Genomic DNA, 17,483 nt, shown 5'->3' with positions numbered 1-17,483 from the left:
TTACAAAACAGATAATAAACCATGAATTTTCTTACAGTTGAAAATCTAACCAAATCATATGGAATCAGAACTTTATTTGAAGATGTAAATTTTCATGTAAATGAAGGAGACCAAATCGCATTCGTAGCAAAAAATGGAAGTGGAAAATCTACTTTACTTAAAATTTTAGCTGGATTAGAAACTGCCGATTCTGGCGAAGTTCGTCCAAATAAAGGTGTTAAAATCTTGATGTTGGATCAAAGTGATGACTTTGACGAAAACTTGAAAAGTGAAGAATATATTTTCAATCATTCGAATGAAGTTTTAGATGTTGTTCGTCAATATGAAAACATGATCGAAAATGACCCAACAAATCCTGATTTAATTGATTTAATGGGAAAAATGGATGTTTTAGATGCATGGAAAGTTGAGCCAACAATCAAAGAAATTTTATCAAAATTGAAGATTGATTTCTTGGATCAAAAAATTGGAAAACTTTCTGGTGGTCAGCGTAAACGTATTTCTTTAGCGAAGTTTTTGATTGATTTAAGTTTCGAAACTGGATATGTTCTTTTAATTTTAGATGAGCCTACCAACCATCTGGATATAGAAATGGTGGAATGGCTTGAATATTTCTTGAACAAAGAAAACAAAACATTGATTTTGGTTACGCACGATCGTTATTTCTTAGATGCAATTTGTACCAAAATTCTTGAAATGGAAGACAAAACATTGTATGTACATTCGGGAAATTACGAAACTTATATTACGAACAAAGCATTGCGTATCGAAAATCAAAATGCAACAATTGACAAAGCGAAAAACCTTTATCGTAAAGAGATTGAATGGATGCGTCGTCAACCCCAAGCGCGTACAACAAAATCTAAATCTCGTATTGAAGCGTTTTATGATACTGAAAAAGTTGCTAAACATAAAATTGTCGATCAACAAGTAAAATTAGAAATGGTGATGACGCGTCTGGGTCAAAAAATCATCGAAATGGAACATGTTTCGAAAGCATTTGGTCAAAAGAAAATTTTAGATGATTTCTCATATATTTTCGCTCGTGGTGGAAAAATTGGTTTAGTTGGAAAAAATGGTGTTGGAAAAACGACTTTCCTAAAAATGTTAGAAGGAATCGAAACTATGGATTCTGGAACTATTGAACGTGGAGAAACCTTAAATATTGGACACTTTAAACAAGATGGAGTAGAATTTAAAGGCGACGAACGTGTCATTGATTTTGTGAAAGATATTGCAGATTTTTTCCCTCTTTCTAATGGAAAAGAAATGCGTGCAGAACAATTCTTAGAAATGTTTTTATTTACGCCAGAACAACAACATACTTTTATCTCAAAGTTGAGTGGTGGAGAGAAAAAACGTCTGCAATTATTAGCAATTTTGTACAAAAATCCTAACTTTTTGATTCTTGATGAGCCAACAAACGATTTAGATTTACCTACTTTAACGGTTCTTGAAAGTTTCTTAGAAGAATATAAAGGTTGTCTATTAGTTGTTTCCCACGATAGATATTTTATGGATAAGGTAGTCGATGAATTGATGATTTTTGAAGGCGAAGGAAAAATTTCTCGTTATATGGGAACATATACAGAATATCACATCGAGAATAAAAACAAGCCTGTAACTGACGATAAAAAGCCTGAAAAAGAAATCGTTATTCAGGAAAAAGTTGAATCGAAAGAGAAAAATGTAGAGACAAAACCAAAAAAATTATCGTTTAAAGAACAACGAGAATTAGAAGAAATTAATAAATCTTTACCAATTCTTGAAGCCAAAAAAGAAGAATTAACGAATTTACTTTCCGACCCAAATTTAGGGTACGACAAAATCGCAACTATTGGAGATGAACTACAAAAAATTGTAGACGAATTAGAAGAAAAAGAATTTCGTTGGTTAGAATTAAGCGAATAAAAATATTGAATAGGAACTTTTTTTGAGTTCCTTTTTTTGTTTTAAAAATTCATTTCTATATTTACTCTATCAATCATCAGGAGTTTCTGAAAAATCAGAACACCAACCGAGCCAAAACCGCGCTACGATGGTATAAAATGAGGGCAAACGCTAAAATAAAAGGTTATTCTCCACTCTATCCTGTAGTTTTTATCATTAAAAATTGAAACAATGGTAAATCTAAAAAATGAATTTGTCGTATTATTCCGTGAATTAACTGACAACGAATTAGTCGATCGCTTTAATAAAATGTAGGAAACAGTTCCTGGAATTCTGTAAGAAGATGTTATGTCAAAACATTATTTGACGAATTACAATTCCGTAATTTTGATTGCACAACCATAGAAAGAGGAAACACATTTTCGCTTCAACATTATGTAATATTAATTGAAAATAGATTAGAATATTTAGATTAAACATAAAAAAAGGAAAACTTGAAACAAGTTCTCCTTTTTATTTTATGGTAGATAATATTACTTACTCTGCTCTTTTATAAAATCATTAATCGTAACATTTAATCGTTTATTTCGGATATCTTTTTCAAAACGAATTGGTTCAGCAACACGTTCAGCACAGTCTTTCATACCACAATTTTCACACGTAACCGCAACTTCTTTTACAGGAATTGAGGGATCATTCATAAATTTCACTTTACGTTGAGCTGATTTGTACAATACACCAATCGTTACGCTTCGTAAATAATTTGGATTGAATGGATCTTTCGTTGCAGAAGAAATTACATAATATTTTTGATTATTATTGAACGGATACAACGAAATTTGTGCAGAAATCTCATGATGATCATCTTGATGTTTTTCCAATTCTTTCAAAACATTTAACGAAACCCAACGACGACAATAATGCTCATCCGTTTCATTTGCTTGCGGCGACTGTTGTTGATTGAGATGAAGTTCTTTCGTTAATTTATATGAATTTGAACCAACTTTTGCTGACAAACGCAAGAAAAACAAATCACGAATATTAAAATGTTTGGGTAACAAATTTGTCATTCGTTGATAAACCGTTTCAGGTGATTCGGTATATTTTCCTAGAATTTCTTGAAAATTAGACAAATCATGATGTTCTAAAGCAAACAAATTCTGCATATCCTTCAACAGTTTTTCTTCTGGTAGCAACAAAGCTCCAGCAAAATAAGACGCATAAAAATTGTTTAACAATTGATCAAAATTATCAAAACTTGCCCACGAAAATGTATACAAACGTTCCTTCAAATCAAGATAATTATAGCCTAATTCTTTCGCTAAAATAAATCGTTTTTGATCATTGTCAGAATTGATATTGATATACAAAAGTTTTTTCTCTTTGATAAAAATAGAACGCAATTTCGCTAAATCCTTCCCTCCTAAAGAAGTGAAATCTTCATAAACAATGGTATAATTATATTCCTCTTTCAGAATTTCCTCCATCGTTTCATTTTTTACAAAATCCTCAGATTCAATCAAATATTCTTGTAAAAAACTCTTTGCCGATTTTTCAATTTCAGGAAAGTAATTATCATTTGCTTCCTGAAAAGACCTCAACGAAGCCAAGAAAAAACTTTCGCGTGTAAGATTGTAATTATTACCTATTTCAATCAACGTAGAAATAAACGCATTTACCTTCATTGGGGCGTTAGAAATGATCTCAATTAAATCTCTTTCTTCAATTCCGAAGAGTTCCAAAGGAATTTCTTGCAATAAATTTGATTGTAGAATCTCAGCGACTGGTGCTAAATTTTTATCTAATTTTAAGGAAACTATCTCATCGTAAGGAATTTCCAACGCTTCGGCAAGAGCAACAATTTTATCAGTTTTTGGATATTTTTTACCTTTTTCGATCTCATTCAAATACGATTTCGAAAGTCCAGTTAGCTTAGATAACTTAAACAATGACAAATCTTTAGCCATTCTAACTTGTTTTAGTTTTAAACCAAAAATTAATTTAATGTATTCTTCTTGCATAATTTTTTCAAAAATATTTGGTAAATGTAAACGAATTTTTATAATTTAGCGAACGTTCGCTGGGAGTAAAATTCCGCTCGAATAACCAAAACCAAAATTACAACAAAAACACAAAAAATGGATACTATTACAAGTGAATTAAAATTATCACAGAATAAGCTGGATAATTATCCAGATATTTTGACAACCGAAGCGGTTAAATTTTTAACAGCTTTACACAAAAATTTCAACGAAAGACGTTTAGAACTTTTGGCGAATCGACAAGAAAGACAAATCTTTTTTGATTTGGGTAATTTTCCAACTTTTTTGTCAGAAACAAAAGAAATCAGAAATGGCGATTGGACAGCAGCTCCTATTCCAGCTGATTTACAAGACAGACGCGTTGAAATAACTGGTCCAGTCGATCGTAAAATGGTAATTAATGCGTTAAATTCTGGCGCTAAAACATTTATGGCCGATTTTGAAGATAGTAATTCTCCCACATGGGATAACAATCTTCAAGGACAACAAAATTTAAGAGATGCAGTAAATGGTACTATTTCATTCGAAAATAATGGAAAAAAGTATCAATTAAACGAAAAGACTGCTGTCTTGCTTGTAAGACCGAGAGGTTTACATTTGAATGAAAAGAATATCATAATAGATAAACAAGAAATATCAGGCTCACTATTTGACTTTGGTTTATATTTTTTCCATAATGCACACACGTTACTTTCCAAGCAAAGTGGGCCTTATTTCTATCTTCCTAAATTAGAACATCACCTAGAAGCACGCTGGTGGAACGATGTTTTTGTTTTCGCGCAAAATTATTTAAACATTCCACAAGCTACGATTAAAGCTACAGTTTTGATCGAAACTATAACAGCTTCTTTTCAGTTAGATGAAATTATTTACGAATTAAAAGACCACATCGCAGGCCTTAACTGCGGTCGTTGGGATTATATATTTTCTTATATCAAAAAATTTAAGAAACACCCAAATTTTATTGTTCCAGATCGTTCACAAGTTACGATGACTTCGCCTTTTATGGCTGCATATTCGCAAGCAGTTATTCAACGTTGTCATAAACGAAACATACATGCAATTGGTGGAATGGCTGCTCAAATTCCGATTAAGAATGATGAAAAAGCCAATGAAATCGCTTTCGAAAAAGTGAAGAATGATAAACTTCGCGAAGTAAAAAATGGACATGACGGAACGTGGGTTGCGCATCCTGCTTTGGTAAAAGTCGCAAAAGATATTTTTGACGAATACATGCCACAAGCGAATCAAATAGATAATAAGCGAGAAGATGTTATAACAACTGCCGAGGCTTTGTTAGAATTGCCAAAAGGAACAGTTACAAAACAAGGAATTCGAGACAATATTAATGTTGGAATTTTATACATCGAAAGTTGGTTATCTGGAAAAGGAGCCGCTGCCTTATATAACTTAATGGAAGATGCAGCAACAGCAGAAATCTCTCGTACGCAGGTTTGGCAATGGTTAAGCCAGTCGATTACATTAGAAAACGGATGCGAATTTAACAGTGACAAATACAAAAAATTAAGAGCCGAAGAGGTTCAGAAAATAAAACAATTAGTTGGTGAGGAAAACTATTTGAACGGAAGATTTGAAGAAGCTATTTCAATCTTTGACGAATTAGTTTTATCGCACAAGTTTACCGAATTTTTAACATTAGAAGCCTATAAGTATATTGATTAAGCCCTTATAACCAAACACACACGAAAAGAAATACACACACAACACACATTCATAAACAAAACACAAAAAACACAATTATGAGCAATCAAGAAAGAATTCAGAAGATTCGGCAGGATTGGGGAACTAATCCACGCTGGACAGACGTTGTTCGTCCTTATTCAGCAGAAGATGTAATTCGATTAAGAGGTTCTTTGGACATCGATTACACCTTAGCAAGATTAGGGGCTAAGAAACTTTGGGAAGGTTTGAATTCAAAACCATTTATGGCGGGTTTAGGTGCTTTAAATGGTAATCAAGCCATACAAGAAGTACAAGCTGGTTTAGATGCAATCTATCTTTCGGGATGGCAAGTTGCTGCAGATGCAAATCTTTCGGCAGAAATGTATCCAGATCAATCATTGTATCCAGCCAATTCGGTTCCAATGGTGATAAAGCGTATTAATAATGCGTTGCGTCGTCGCGATGAAATACAATCTGTTACCCAACAAGGAAACATTGATTATATGGTACCGATTATTGCCGATGCTGAAGCTGGATTTGGAGGAAACTTGAATGCTTATGAATTGATGAAACAAATGATAGAAGCTGGTGCTGCTGGCGTTCATTTCGAAGATCAATTGTCATCAGCCAAAAAGTGTGGTCATCTTGGTGGAAAAGTTTTAGTTCCAACACAAGAAGCAATTAACAAATTGGTTGCAGCGCGTTTAGCAGCAGATGTCTGTGGCGTTCCTACTCTATTGGTTGCCAGAACTGATGCAGAAGCTGCGAATTTGATTACTTCGGATATTGACGAAAGAGATCAACCTTTTATCATCCAAGGAAGTAGAACTTCTGAAGGTTTTTACAATGTGAGAAATGGTTTGGAACAAGGAATTAATCGAGGCTTAAGCTATGCGCCTTATGCTGATTTAATTTGGATGGAAACATCTAATCCAGATCTTGGAATGGCAAGGGAGTTTGCACAAGCTATCAGAGAAAAATACCCTAATCAGATGTTAGCTTATAATTGTTCCCCATCATTTAATTGGGCAAAACATTTAACAGAAGTTCAAATGGAAACATTCCGCGAAGATTTAGCTGAAATGGGATACAAATTCCAATTCATTACTTTAGCTGGTTTCCATGCAATGAATACCTCTATGTTCGAGTTATCACGTGCATACAAAGCCAAAGGAATGGCGGGATATTCGGCATTACAAGAAAAAGAATTTGCGTTACAAGAAGAAGGTTTTGCAGCTGTAAAACACCAATCTTTTGTAGGAACACAATATTTCGATTACGTACAAAACACAGTGCAACAAGGCATTTCATCTACTACAGCTATGGCCGAAAGTACGGAAGCCGCACAATTCTAATACATACTTTTCAATTAGAAAGGACGTACCGCAACTACGTCCTTTTTTATTTTAATTAATTTTACTAATTACAAAAACTTTTCCATTCATTTCGAACGTATCTTTTTCCGATTTTCCAACTAAGATTCTAGCCAAAGGTGTTTGAGTTGATAGAACAAAAATCTTTTTATTCTCGAAAATAATTTCTCCAAAACTACACGCCATACAAAAATTCCCCATCGTAGTTTCAACATAACTTCCTAAACCAATAGTTTTGTTTTCCACAATTTTTATTTTAGAAAAGATGTCTTGTTGAATCAAAACTTCATTCAATTGATTTTGAATTCGAGTAATTTCCTGTTGCATCATTTCGCGCGATGTTTCGTATTTATCGCCCATACTACTTTTAGTATCGTTGTTAGAGGCGCGCAAATCGTCAATCAAACCATTCAAATACGTTATCTTATCGTCGATTTGTTGTGCTATAAATTGATATAATTCTGCTTTCATTTCTTTCAATTAAATTGTTTGAGGCTTATTCTTAAATTTCAGCATGTAAATGGTTCCCAAAAGACAAATAAATGCCGAAACATAAATCACCATCGGAATACGATCCAAATAATCCTGAAAATACCAACCCGCGCACAATGCTCCAAATCCTATCCCCGCTTCCAACGCAATATACATCGTTGCCATTGCCTTTCCACGTTCATCAGGTTTGCTAAAATCTATTGTCCATGCATTTAGTGCAGGAGAAAGAATTCCGGTTGAAATGCCATACATCAAACCTCCTAAAATCAACCCTATTTTTGCATCAATAGAAGCCAAAAGTACCAATGCAATAATCAATAAAACTAAGCCTAATTTTATCACCAACACACGCCCTTTTTGGTCAGATATCTTACCTGCAAAGAAACGAACCATCATAGATGATATTGTAAATACGATAAAGAAAACGCCTTTATTTTGAAAACCTAAATGTTCGGTCCAATCTGGAATTAATGTCAATATAGAACCATAAGCAACATACGAAAGAAACGTAATCAATGCCGCTGGCAAAGCTTCTTTTGCAAAAACATCTTGCTTCGAAATCTTTAATAATCCGAACGAAAATTTTTGTTTATTTTGCAAGGTCTCTTTCATATTGAATAAAATCAATATCGATAATAATGCAAAAAACGAAGACGTAAAAAACATCACATTAATCGATGTATATAATGTAATTGTACTTCCCAATGCAGGTCCAATTGCCATTCCGATACTGAAACAAATTCCGTGCAAGCCCAATGCTTCGCCCCAACGTTCGCGCGGAATAATATCTGCAATATAAGCTGCTGTTGCAGTGGGTTTGAAACCTGTCGAAAAGCCGTGTACCAATCTCAAAAATAAAAAACCTGAAACGGTTGTTAAAACAGGATATAAAATTCCGCATACAAAACAGACAATAGAACCGACTGCCATAATAGGTACCCGCCCCACTTTATCGGTTAATTTTCCACTAAAAGGTCTCGAAATTCCCGCTGTCAAGGTAAATAATGCAATAATAAATCCTTTGTATTCTGCTCCTCCCATGCTGCTTAAATAAGCAGGTAGCTCGGGAATCATCATATTAAAACTCGCTGAAAACAACAACGAACTCAAACACATTAAAATAAAATGGAGATTATAAACGGGATCTAAATTTAATTTTTTATTAATGGCAGAAAACATAACGGATTTTTTGCAAAGGTAATTTATCTTAACCGAAACAAACTACACAATCCAAAAGTATTACTTGTTACAAAAAATTACTACATCATTCAACATTGTTAGCCGATATTTCATTGATTATATTCATGAAATTTCTTATTTAATAACTACTTAGTTGATATGAAAATAACTTTTACATTAGAATACAGTTAAAATACCTTATTGTATTTAATTACTTACTAAACAATTCTTATTTTTGCTATATCAATTCTACTACCCTAAAAAAACGATCTAACCAACTATTATTTTCAAGCATGAAAAACTATGAAAACCTAAAAGAGACCTTGTCTTTTTATGGCGTAAATTGTAATAAACTATATTATATCTCATCAGGAAATCCAATTTTTGCGTTTCCTGAAAGATCTTTTCGAATCGACTTTTATGCATTTTGTATTTGTTTATCTGGCTCAATAGAAGTTGAGATAGATTCTCAGAAATATTTTATTACTCAAAACGAATTCTTGATTTCTGCTCCTTCTACTGTTTTGAAAATTCTAGATACTAACTCTAATTTTAGAATGAAATTGTTGTTTTTTGAGAAAAATTTTCTCCTTAAAAACATTTCTAATCCTTTCTTTATTGATAAACTTAATTTGTTTACACATCAAAACTTTACAGTTTGTAAGGCAAATAAAAAAGATGCGAATCATCTTTTAATGTTAATCAATTATCTTCAAGAACAACGAGAAAGAAATGTTTTGTTCTTAGAAGATATTATTCGATCGATTATTTTTACTTTACTTCTTGAATCTGCCTCTATAATTGCTGAACAATATTCAAAAGTAAATAAAAATTATTCCCGCGAAATCAACACTCTATTTTGTAAGTTTACACAACTTGTTCAAGAAAATGTTATCGCTCACAAAGACGTACAGTTTTATGCAGATCAATTGTTTATTACAAATAAATATTTGATTCACCTTGTAAAAAAAGCAACTAAGAAAACTCCACATGTTATTATTGACGAGTATTTATTAAAAGAAGCGTATGTTTTGCTTGGCTACTCAGAGAAAACAATTGTCCAAATAGCATTAGATCTAGGTTTCAACTCTTCTTCATCTTTTGGTCGGTTTTTTAAAAAATACACTTCAATTTCTCCTCAACAATATAGAAAACAACAACATATATAAAAAAAGAAATTTGGGATACAAATGACGAATTTCGGGATACTTTAGAAAAATAATAAAGCGTAATTTTATTCTAGAATCTTAAAATAAATAATTATGGATAAAGTTACTTCAAAATTTGACAACGTTTTAAATCATTCTACTATCTACGGAAATATTGATCATCAACCAGATGCAAGTAAAGAAACACCAAGAAACACTCCAGAAAAATCTTATCCTTTCTCTGATCAGATAGGAAATTACCAACGCAATAAAGGAATTCCTACAAAATCTTATAAGGACAGTAAGGTATATATTGTGGGAAGTGGTATTGCAGGTTTAGCTACTGCCTATTATTTTATTAGAGACGGACATTTCACTCCAGAGAATATCACATTTATAGAACAACTTCAGGTTGAAGGAGGTTCGTTAGATGGAGCTGGAAATGCAAAAGATGGTTACATAATTCGAGGAGGTCGAGAAATGGATTGTACCTACGAGAATTTATGGGATATTTTCCAAGACATTCCTGCATTAGAGTTACCAGAACCTTATAGTGTTTTAGACGAATATAGATTAGTAAATGATAATGATTCTAATTATTCTATTGCACGTTTAATTCATGAAAAAGGGAAAGTAAAAGACTTTAGTAAATTTGGTTTAAATAAGAAAGATCAATTAGCTATTATCAAACTTTTGTTGAAGAAAAAAGAAGAATTGGACGACATAACGATTGAAGATTATTTTAATCAATCATTCTTAGAAAGTAATTTCTGGACATTTTGGCGCACAATGTTTGCCTTTGAGAATTGGCATAGTTTACTAGAGTTCAAATTATATATGCATCGCTTTTTACATGCGATTGATGGTTTAAATGATCTTTCTTCATTGGTATTTCCTAAATACAATCAATACGACACTTTTGTTACGCCATTAGGTAAATGGTTAAAAGAAAAAGGAGTAAAAATTCAGTTAAATACACTGGTTAAAGATTTAGATTTATTAATTAATACAGAAGGAAAAGTAGTCAAAGGAATTATAACAGAACAAGATGGACAAGATGTAATTATTCCTGTTACACCAAATGATTATGTTATTGTAACTACTGGTTCTATGACTGAAGATACTGCGTATGGAGATAATACAACGGCACCAGTTTTAGCGATAGATAATAATACTAGTGGTCAAAGTGCAGGATGGAAACTATGGAAAAACCTTTCTGCTAAATCTCCTGTTTTTGGTCGTCCAGAAAAATTTTGTGGGAATATTGAAAAATCTTCATGGGAATCTGTTACTTTAACTTGTAAACCTTCTGCATTAGTAGAAAAACTAAAAGAATATTCTGTTAATGATCCATATTCAGGTCAAACTGTTACAGGTGGAATTATTACCATTACAGATTCTAATTGGTTAATGAGTTTTACTTGTAATCGTCAACCACATTTTCCTACACAACCAGATGATATTTTAGTTCTTTGGGTTTATGCATTATTTATGGATAAAGAAGGAAACTACATCAAGAAAACAATGCCTACTTGTACAGGAAACGAAATCCTAACAGAATTATGTTATCATTTAGGAATTGAAGACCAAATAGATGACGTTATTGAGAATACAATCACTCGTTCTGCTTATATGCCTTACATCACATCTATGTTTATGCCTAGAGCAAAAGGAGATCGCCCACAAGTAGTTCCAGCTGAGTGTAAGAATCTAGGTTTAGTTGGTCAATTTGTAGAAACCAATAACGATGTAGTTTTCACAATGGAAAGTTCTGTTCGTACCGCACGTATTGCAGTTTATGAATTACTTAATTTAAATAAGCAAGTTCCAGACATTAATCCATTACAATACGACATTCGTCATTTATTAAAAGCAACTAAAACGTTGAACGATGATAAACCATTTATGGGTGAAGGTTTATTGAATAAAGTTTTAAAAGGAACTTATTTTGAACATATTCTACCTATTGGATCAGATTCTCCTCAAGAGGAAGAAGAAAAAGAATCTTTTCTATTAGAACAATTTGGTAAATTCAAAGAATGGGTAGGACATTTTAGAGGTTAAAATCACCCTCAATTCAATCCTGAATACCAATACTATAAAACCAATAAAAGCTTCTAAATCTTTAGTGATTTAGAAGCTTTTTGAGTATTACTATATTTTTTCTATTTAAAAACTATACCAGCTTTTATTAATAAATATTAGCTATAGTGATATTATTATTGAATTATTAAAGGTTTTATTTCAAATTCTGATTCAATATTTTCCTTTAATTTTAGAAATTCTATTGTATGCATACTATGCAAATCAACATCAGTTAATCCAAATGGTCCATTTTCTCAGTAATATATAGTCCATTTTCAAGCTCAATTATTGCTTTCTCCATTTCATCAAGTTCATTTTCGAAATATTTAAAATGATAATTAATGATTTTTAAATTTAAAATTAATTCTATTGGTTTAGATTCAACTTTCCTTGCTAATTCAAACTTTTTTAAAGTTTCACTTTCATTCCATTCTTCTGTTGGAAAGTAAGGAATTTGAATTAGTTTATCATTATCAATTTTTATAAAAGACTCAAACTCCTGTAATCCATATTTATTTTCTGGGTTATAACAATATTTTATTTCGGTTATAATTTTTCCAATACTATCAGTCAGGGTCATTTTACAAAATTAAACTTAACAATATTTCTTTACAAGAATAAACAAAACCTGTTTTACAAAAAAGTTGTCATTTCTATATTTCATTCAACAACATTCCAATATACAAAATCTCAACCACTCCCAACACCCCACAAAAAAAGCTCTTATCAAAGAGCCATTTGGTTAAAGAACTGTTTTGGATAATAAAATTTATTTCCAAATTTTATATAAGGAATCTTATTCGTTTTCCTCATCCTATACAACGTTTTGTCACTCACGTTAAGCAAACTTTTTAGGTCTGCGTTATCATAGAATTTCTGATTTTCTTCTAATAGTAGAAAAGTTTTTTGGAATTCTATCAGCAGGAGCTTCATATCCTTTAATGCCTCTCCATCGTTTTGTAAAAATAAATCATTTTTCATATATTTAGTTGATGTTAAGATGTACTAATTTATAAAATAAATACTTAATAACCAAATATTTACCAAACAAACAATATTCCTTTACACGAAATCTAGCTATCACCCTACTTTTTGTAGAGTACTCAAATCGATTATGTTCGACAATAAACCAATGTATCGTTGAACAGTTTTAGGATTAAAACCATAAATACAAGCAAGGTTCTCCCAGAATTTTACACCAAACATAAAGTTGAAAAAAAAACACATATTCACTTTGCAAAAAAAATACCACATAGAAACATAGAACCAAATGATTTTGCTTTCCAATTAGTAGTCTACCTATTCGTATTTTCAACTAATCTTTATAAGCCATCACAACTAAAACTATGTTTCTATGTGGTCAAAATAAATTTGAACAACATCTATAAAATTCTATTTTCGATACGATTCTTCTTCACTCTTCTACGCCGTTAAACAAAGTATTGTACCGAAAAATCACTCCAATCAACGAACTTCATTTTACTACTACCTCACTACTACCTTTACACAACCATATACTCGCCAAGATAAATACTGGTACTCGCCATAGCCTTTGTTTCACTATTCAGAAACGCCCAAAAATTCACTTTTTTGCCATTGTAATACGTTGGTAAAGTAACATCTATAATCATAGAATCACGAGTTACAACATTCTGAAACACTTCGAACGAATTTAGTTCCTCGCAATAACAAACAAGATTCACAAAATCCGAAGGTTGCGCATTGCCTTGCCCAGAATTATCTTCCCAATTCATTTGGAAACTATCCCCACCTGCCGTCTCTATCGTAGGTTGTAAAAAGCCAACCAAATCGCCTTTCGACACCAATACACGCTCTAATACAATAACAGGTAAACCATTCTCCATTTCCAATGCATTGTTCAGCATATAAGAAGTCGCGATGTTGTAGCGCGATTTTAGCCCGACTCTATTCCCAAAATATAAATTAAGAATAAGACGAATTGGTTGCAAAAAACCAATAATTTTCTTAAATTTGATTTGTTGCATCAATTGCAAATCAGTAGGTTGGCTTTTAGATTTTTTTGGCAAACTACGGATAATGTCTTTGCCGCGCCAATTAACGCCTACTACAGTTCCTACTTTTCCTGAGAATCCACCAAGGATTCCTTTTTTAATTTCTGCCATAATTGCAAGTTTTTATTGTTAATATTCATAAAGTTAGCAACAGAAACAACACCATTTACAAAAACACAATTTTGTGCCCGCATTTGCCCTGCTCTGCCCGCATTTGTCCACTTTTGTCCAGTTGCTTTTTACACAATAATAGTAATATAACAAAATAAAAACCTCGCTAACCTCCTATTTATAAGAGCTAGAGAGAAGTTGAATTTTTGGTCAATTTTGGTCTTGTTCGACCATTGTTCGACCATTGTTCGACGAATCTTCGGAAAAACGGCATTCTCGTCGAAGAACGGTCGAAGAAAACACGAACAAAAGTGGGAGGAAATTGAAATTGTAAAAATAAAATGATGCAAGAATACTTTGTTTCGCTATCCATACATTCATTATTACATTCTACATCAAATTACTTCGTGATACATGAATTTTGTTTTTATAAGTATCTTATTTACAAAAAAATAATTATATTTGCTTCTAATTTTACGAAATGCGGATATAGTTGATTTTTTACGAAACAAAAGCTAGATCAGTTTCGTGAAAAAACAATGTTAGGCGTAATTTTAAAACGACCGACAGTAACAAGACAAAAAAAGAATATGATAACAATCGACAACTATTTAGACAGCCATTACATACACCGAAGCAACTGGTTGAGAGCTGCTGTTCTTGGTGCAAATGACGGAATAATTTCTATTTCCAGTCTTGCCATTGGAATTGCGGCTGCAAGTTCGACTAGAGAACCTATTGTATTGGCAACAGTCGCAGGACTTGTTGCGGGTGCTTTATCTATGGCGGCAGGCGAGTATGTTTCGGTAAGTTCGCAAACCGACACTGAAAAGGCAGACATTGAAAGAGAGATTAAGGAACTAAAAGAAATGCCAGAAGAAGAACTTAATATTTTGGCTCAAATCTATGAGAAACGTGGACTAAAAAAAGAAACCGCAAGACAAGTGGCAATTGAATTGACAGAAAAAGACGCTTTGGCAACACACATTAGAGATGAATTAGGCATCAACGAAATAAGTCAAGCAAATCCAATACAAGCGGCTTTAGCATCAGGAGCATCTTTTACAGTTGGTGGCGTATTGCCGCTTTTAGTTGTTCTTTTTGCACCAGTGAAAGGAATGGAATATTGGTTATATGGCTTCACGATAATTTTTCTCGTTATTTTAGGAGCGACATCTGCAAAAACAGGTGGTTCAAGCATTAAAAAAGCTATCTTGCGAATTACCATTTGGGGAACAATTGCAATGGTACTTTCTGCGTTAGTTGGTTACCTTTTTGGAGTAAATATTTAATTTTTAAAAAACATAATAATATGAACGGAGCACATTGGCATTTAGTGGTAAATCATTTACCAATCATTTTCCCTATTGTTGGGGTAATCGTAATGATTACAGGTCTTATTTCAAAATCAGAAGCTGTAAAACGAACGGCATTTATGATTTTTGTTTTCGGTGCATTAGCCGCAATAGCAGCTATGAATACAGGAGAAGGAGCAGAAGAAGTAGTAGAAAATATAAATGGAGTTTCGGAAAACTTCATAGAAAGCCACGAAGAAGCAGCAGAAACATTCGCTATTCTATCTTATATACTAGGTGGCATTTCTTTGCTTGGACTTTGGGCGAGTTTTAAACAAAAATCTTTTTCTTCAATAATTTCAATTGCAACATTGATTTTTGCATTTGTGGTATTATTCTTTGCTAAACAGACAGGTACAACTGGCGGTGAAATTAGACACACAGAAATTCGAAGCGGCAATAATATTCCAGCATCAGAAAACAAAAACGCTGAAGAAGACCAAGACGATTAGGATGATAAAGACAGAAAAAGAAGGGCTACTTCAACTATTAAAAATTGCAACACCGTTTATTTTAATTACAACGGTTTACACAATTCTTGTTCTTGGACTTGAAGAGTATTTCGGTGACCACATTTACAAGATATCTGGACAAATTGGTTCTGTATTTGGACTTGCGGTCGCTTTTTTCTTGGGTTTCAGAATGAATTCGGCTTATGACAGATGGTGGGAAGCAAGAAAAATATTTGGTGAATTGACTAACAATACACGAAGTTTTGTTGCTAAAATTTATGCCTATTATGGCAATGAAGAGAATTTTAAAGATACAACAAAAACCGATTTTAAAGTTGAAGCCCTCAAATTAATTGAATTGAGCATTTTATACATTCGTCAATTAAAAAATGAAATGCACCATAATTTCAAGCCAATTTTTAATGAGCAAACAATTGCAATTCTAAACGAGTTTAAAATAAATACCGAAAACAAAATCTCAAACGAAATATTGGTTGCAATAACAAAGCGAATTGAAGACAATTTTACTTCAAAAGCAAACATTGAAAAAGGAGATTTAATGCAACATATCAATCGGTTTTATGACATTCAAGGAAAAGCTGAAAGAATAAAGAACACACCTTTTTTGATGATTTACAGTGCATTTACCAAAATAATTGTGAGCTTTTATGTCATACTTATTCCATTATTTATTGGCGACATTGACTTGGGTGGCGAAGACAGTGGATTTGAGTTTTTGGCTATTCCAATAATGGTAATTATTAGTACAGCATTTTTGACAATTAATAAGTTAGCTAACTTATTTGGCGAACCGTTTTCTGAAAATAAAAAGACTTCTGTAACAATAGATGAAATTTGCAAAACAATAGAACAAAATTGTAACGAAGTAAAAGACAAACTGAAATAAAAAACTACGCCTAACAGCAGTTTGGCAAAATGGCGGGTTCAGTGCTAAATTCAACGGCAGTTCTTCGATTGAACTTTTGTACAAAACTGAACATTTGTGCTTCGATTTCCGCCACTTCGCCAAGCTGCAAACCGTTAGCAGAAATTGTTCACAAAATGACTTCAAAAAAGAAGAATATATTAGTAAAAACCCTATCAATCTTTGGAATTATTCCTGCTATATATTTATTGGGTATTAGTTTAATATTCTTACCAAGTTTATTCTCAGATTTACTTAAAAAACCAACGAGTGAAGACTTAACTATGATTATACTTATACTTTTTGGTATTTGTGGATTTGCAGGATTAACACTGCAATTAATAGCTAATCTTCAGAAGAAAATCAAATTGAAGATTTTATTACTAAGTTTAAGTTTGATTGGTTACTTTGGCTTCTTTACATTTATTAACGGAATGCAATCCTGGATTAATATTTATGAAAGTATTAAGAATTTTAAAGAAAATTATCTCGAACTTTATTTTGCAATCGCTCCAGTAATTATAACAATTATTTTGATTGGAATAAATCTTAAAATCAATAGAAATAACAACTTCTGCTAACATCGGTAACTGTTGCACAACTCCAATTTACAGTAAAAAACAGAATATATGACCTCGTTTAAGCCTTTTTAAGCGAGGTTTATTTTTAGAAAAATATATTAATGTAAAATTAGGTTTGCTTAAAAACTCTCTTT

Annotated in this window: 15 protein-coding genes and 1 riboswitch; of the genes, 9 read left to right on the top strand and 6 right to left on the bottom strand. The window is 32.3% G+C overall.

From position 1 onward, the window contains the following. Nucleotides 1–21: 21 nt before the first annotated feature. Entirely contained in the window at nucleotides 22–1,911 is a 1,890-nt protein-coding gene (locus tag B3578_RS13680; RefSeq protein ID WP_125349237.1) for an ABC-F family ATP-binding cassette domain-containing protein, read from the top strand. Nucleotides 1,912–1,979: 68 nt separating this feature from the next. Then, nucleotides 1,980–2,079, top strand: a riboswitch (SAM-I-IV-variant riboswitch). Nucleotides 2,080–2,423: 344 nt separating this feature from the next. Here the strand turns inward: B3578_RS13680 and B3578_RS13675 are convergent. Then, nucleotides 2,424–3,911 carry a helix-turn-helix domain-containing protein gene (locus B3578_RS13675; RefSeq protein ID WP_291049525.1) on the bottom strand — a complete coding sequence of 496 codons (1,488 nt, stop codon included), beginning with the start codon at nucleotides 3,909–3,911 and terminating at the stop codon, nucleotides 2,424–2,426. A 117-nt stretch (nucleotides 3,912–4,028) separates the two neighbouring features. Between B3578_RS13675 and aceB the strand changes: the two genes are divergently transcribed. Together aceB and aceA are read left to right on the top strand one after the other, a co-directional pair. After that, nucleotides 4,029–5,615, top strand: coding sequence for a malate synthase A (aceB, locus tag B3578_RS13670; protein ID WP_291049523.1), 1,587 nt, complete (start codon nucleotides 4,029–4,031; stop codon nucleotides 5,613–5,615). Between the two features lie 77 nt (nucleotides 5,616–5,692). Beyond that, entirely contained in the window at nucleotides 5,693–6,970 is a 1,278-nt protein-coding gene (gene aceA, locus B3578_RS13665; protein ID WP_349676205.1) for an isocitrate lyase, read from the top strand. 51 nt (nucleotides 6,971–7,021) lie between these two features. On the opposite strand, the gene B3578_RS13660 is transcribed toward aceA, so the two are convergent. Both B3578_RS13660 and B3578_RS13655 read right to left on the bottom strand, forming a co-directional pair. Further along, complete coding sequence (locus B3578_RS13660; protein WP_291049520.1) at nucleotides 7,022–7,459, bottom strand: hypothetical protein; 438 nt, start codon at nucleotides 7,457–7,459, stop codon at nucleotides 7,022–7,024. 9 nt (nucleotides 7,460–7,468) lie between these two features. Beyond that, the gene (locus B3578_RS13655; RefSeq protein ID WP_291049517.1) at nucleotides 7,469–8,659 is read right to left on the bottom strand and encodes an MFS transporter; all 1,191 of its coding nucleotides are present in this window, start codon (nucleotides 8,657–8,659) and stop codon (nucleotides 7,469–7,471) included. A gap of 293 nt (nucleotides 8,660–8,952) precedes the next feature. Between B3578_RS13655 and B3578_RS13650 the strand changes: the two genes are divergently transcribed. Beyond that, complete coding sequence (locus B3578_RS13650; RefSeq protein ID WP_286496848.1) at nucleotides 8,953–9,828, top strand: helix-turn-helix domain-containing protein; 876 nt, start codon at nucleotides 8,953–8,955, stop codon at nucleotides 9,826–9,828. Between the two features lie 93 nt (nucleotides 9,829–9,921). Continuing rightward, nucleotides 9,922–11,871, top strand: a complete 1,950-nt coding sequence (locus B3578_RS13645; RefSeq protein ID WP_260542696.1) for an oleate hydratase — start codon at nucleotides 9,922–9,924, stop codon at nucleotides 11,869–11,871. Between the two features lie 253 nt (nucleotides 11,872–12,124). On the opposite strand, the gene B3578_RS13640 is transcribed toward B3578_RS13645, so the two are convergent. The 3 genes from B3578_RS13640 to B3578_RS13630 form a co-directional block, all read right to left on the bottom strand. Then, nucleotides 12,125–12,472 (bottom strand): hypothetical protein, encoded by a 348-nt coding sequence (locus B3578_RS13640; RefSeq protein WP_125349230.1) that lies wholly within the window; start codon nucleotides 12,470–12,472, stop codon nucleotides 12,125–12,127. Between the two features lie 146 nt (nucleotides 12,473–12,618). Continuing rightward, nucleotides 12,619–12,825 carry a helix-turn-helix domain-containing protein gene (locus tag B3578_RS13635; protein WP_125349309.1) on the bottom strand — a complete coding sequence of 69 codons (207 nt, stop codon included), beginning with the start codon at nucleotides 12,823–12,825 and terminating at the stop codon, nucleotides 12,619–12,621. A gap of 569 nt (nucleotides 12,826–13,394) precedes the next feature. Next, on the bottom strand, nucleotides 13,395–14,036 hold the full coding sequence (locus B3578_RS13630; RefSeq protein ID WP_115001161.1) for a DUF6266 family protein: 642 nt from the start codon (nucleotides 14,034–14,036) through the stop codon (nucleotides 13,395–13,397). Nucleotides 14,037–14,626: 590 nt separating this feature from the next. Between B3578_RS13630 and B3578_RS13625 the strand changes: the two genes are divergently transcribed. From B3578_RS13625 to B3578_RS13610, 4 genes are all read left to right on the top strand, one after another. Further along, nucleotides 14,627–15,328 (top strand): VIT1/CCC1 transporter family protein, encoded by a 702-nt coding sequence (locus B3578_RS13625; protein WP_032132848.1) that lies wholly within the window; start codon nucleotides 14,627–14,629, stop codon nucleotides 15,326–15,328. 20 nt (nucleotides 15,329–15,348) lie between these two features. After that, nucleotides 15,349–15,843: a hypothetical protein gene (locus B3578_RS13620; RefSeq protein ID WP_032132841.1), complete on the top strand. Its 495-nt coding sequence runs from the start codon at nucleotides 15,349–15,351 to the stop codon at nucleotides 15,841–15,843. After that, a complete protein-coding gene (locus B3578_RS13615) occupies nucleotides 15,758–16,750 on the top strand; it encodes a bestrophin family ion channel (protein WP_291049505.1) in 993 nt (330 codons plus the stop codon). The genes B3578_RS13620 and B3578_RS13615 overlap by 86 nt, the downstream gene beginning before the upstream one ends. A gap of 155 nt (nucleotides 16,751–16,905) precedes the next feature. Continuing rightward, nucleotides 16,906–17,349: a hypothetical protein gene (locus tag B3578_RS13610; protein WP_291049503.1), complete on the top strand. Its 444-nt coding sequence runs from the start codon at nucleotides 16,906–16,908 to the stop codon at nucleotides 17,347–17,349. The last annotated feature ends 134 nt before the right edge of the window (nucleotides 17,350–17,483 follow it).

Origin of the sequence: Empedobacter sp. UBA1574 (assembly GCF_002322895.1) — a bacterium.
GTDB lineage: Bacteria > Bacteroidota > Bacteroidia > Flavobacteriales > Weeksellaceae > Empedobacter > Empedobacter falsenii_B.
Note: the sequence above shows the minus strand (reverse complement) of the source record. Positions and strands in the feature narration are given on the sequence as shown.

Excerpts from the sequence above, each read along its gene's own strand:
- B3578_RS13625 (WP_032132848.1), top strand. The coding sequence starts at position 14,627 with ATGATAACAATCGACAACTATTTAGACAGCCATTACATACACCGAAGC.
- B3578_RS13640 (WP_125349230.1), bottom strand. The coding sequence starts at position 12,472 with ATGACCCTGACTGATAGTATTGGAAAAATTATAACCGAAATAAAATAT.
- B3578_RS13630 (WP_115001161.1), bottom strand. The coding sequence starts at position 14,036 with ATGGCAGAAATTAAAAAAGGAATCCTTGGTGGATTCTCAGGAAAAGTA.
- aceA (WP_349676205.1), top strand. The coding sequence starts at position 5,693 with ATGAGCAATCAAGAAAGAATTCAGAAGATTCGGCAGGATTGGGGAACT.
- B3578_RS13675 (WP_291049525.1), bottom strand. The coding sequence starts at position 3,911 with ATGCAAGAAGAATACATTAAATTAATTTTTGGTTTAAAACTAAAACAA.
- B3578_RS13655 (WP_291049517.1), bottom strand. The coding sequence starts at position 8,659 with ATGTTTTCTGCCATTAATAAAAAATTAAATTTAGATCCCGTTTATAAT.
- B3578_RS13620 (WP_032132841.1), top strand. The coding sequence starts at position 15,349 with ATGAACGGAGCACATTGGCATTTAGTGGTAAATCATTTACCAATCATT.
- B3578_RS13680 (WP_125349237.1), top strand. The coding sequence starts at position 22 with ATGAATTTTCTTACAGTTGAAAATCTAACCAAATCATATGGAATCAGA.
- aceB (WP_291049523.1), top strand. The coding sequence starts at position 4,029 with ATGGATACTATTACAAGTGAATTAAAATTATCACAGAATAAGCTGGAT.
- B3578_RS13650 (WP_286496848.1), top strand. The coding sequence starts at position 8,953 with ATGAAAAACTATGAAAACCTAAAAGAGACCTTGTCTTTTTATGGCGTA.
- B3578_RS13610 (WP_291049503.1), top strand. The coding sequence starts at position 16,906 with ATGACTTCAAAAAAGAAGAATATATTAGTAAAAACCCTATCAATCTTT.
- B3578_RS13645 (WP_260542696.1), top strand. The coding sequence starts at position 9,922 with ATGGATAAAGTTACTTCAAAATTTGACAACGTTTTAAATCATTCTACT.
- B3578_RS13660 (WP_291049520.1), bottom strand. The coding sequence starts at position 7,459 with ATGAAAGCAGAATTATATCAATTTATAGCACAACAAATCGACGATAAG.
- B3578_RS13635 (WP_125349309.1), bottom strand. The coding sequence starts at position 12,825 with ATGAAGCTCCTGCTGATAGAATTCCAAAAAACTTTTCTACTATTAGAA.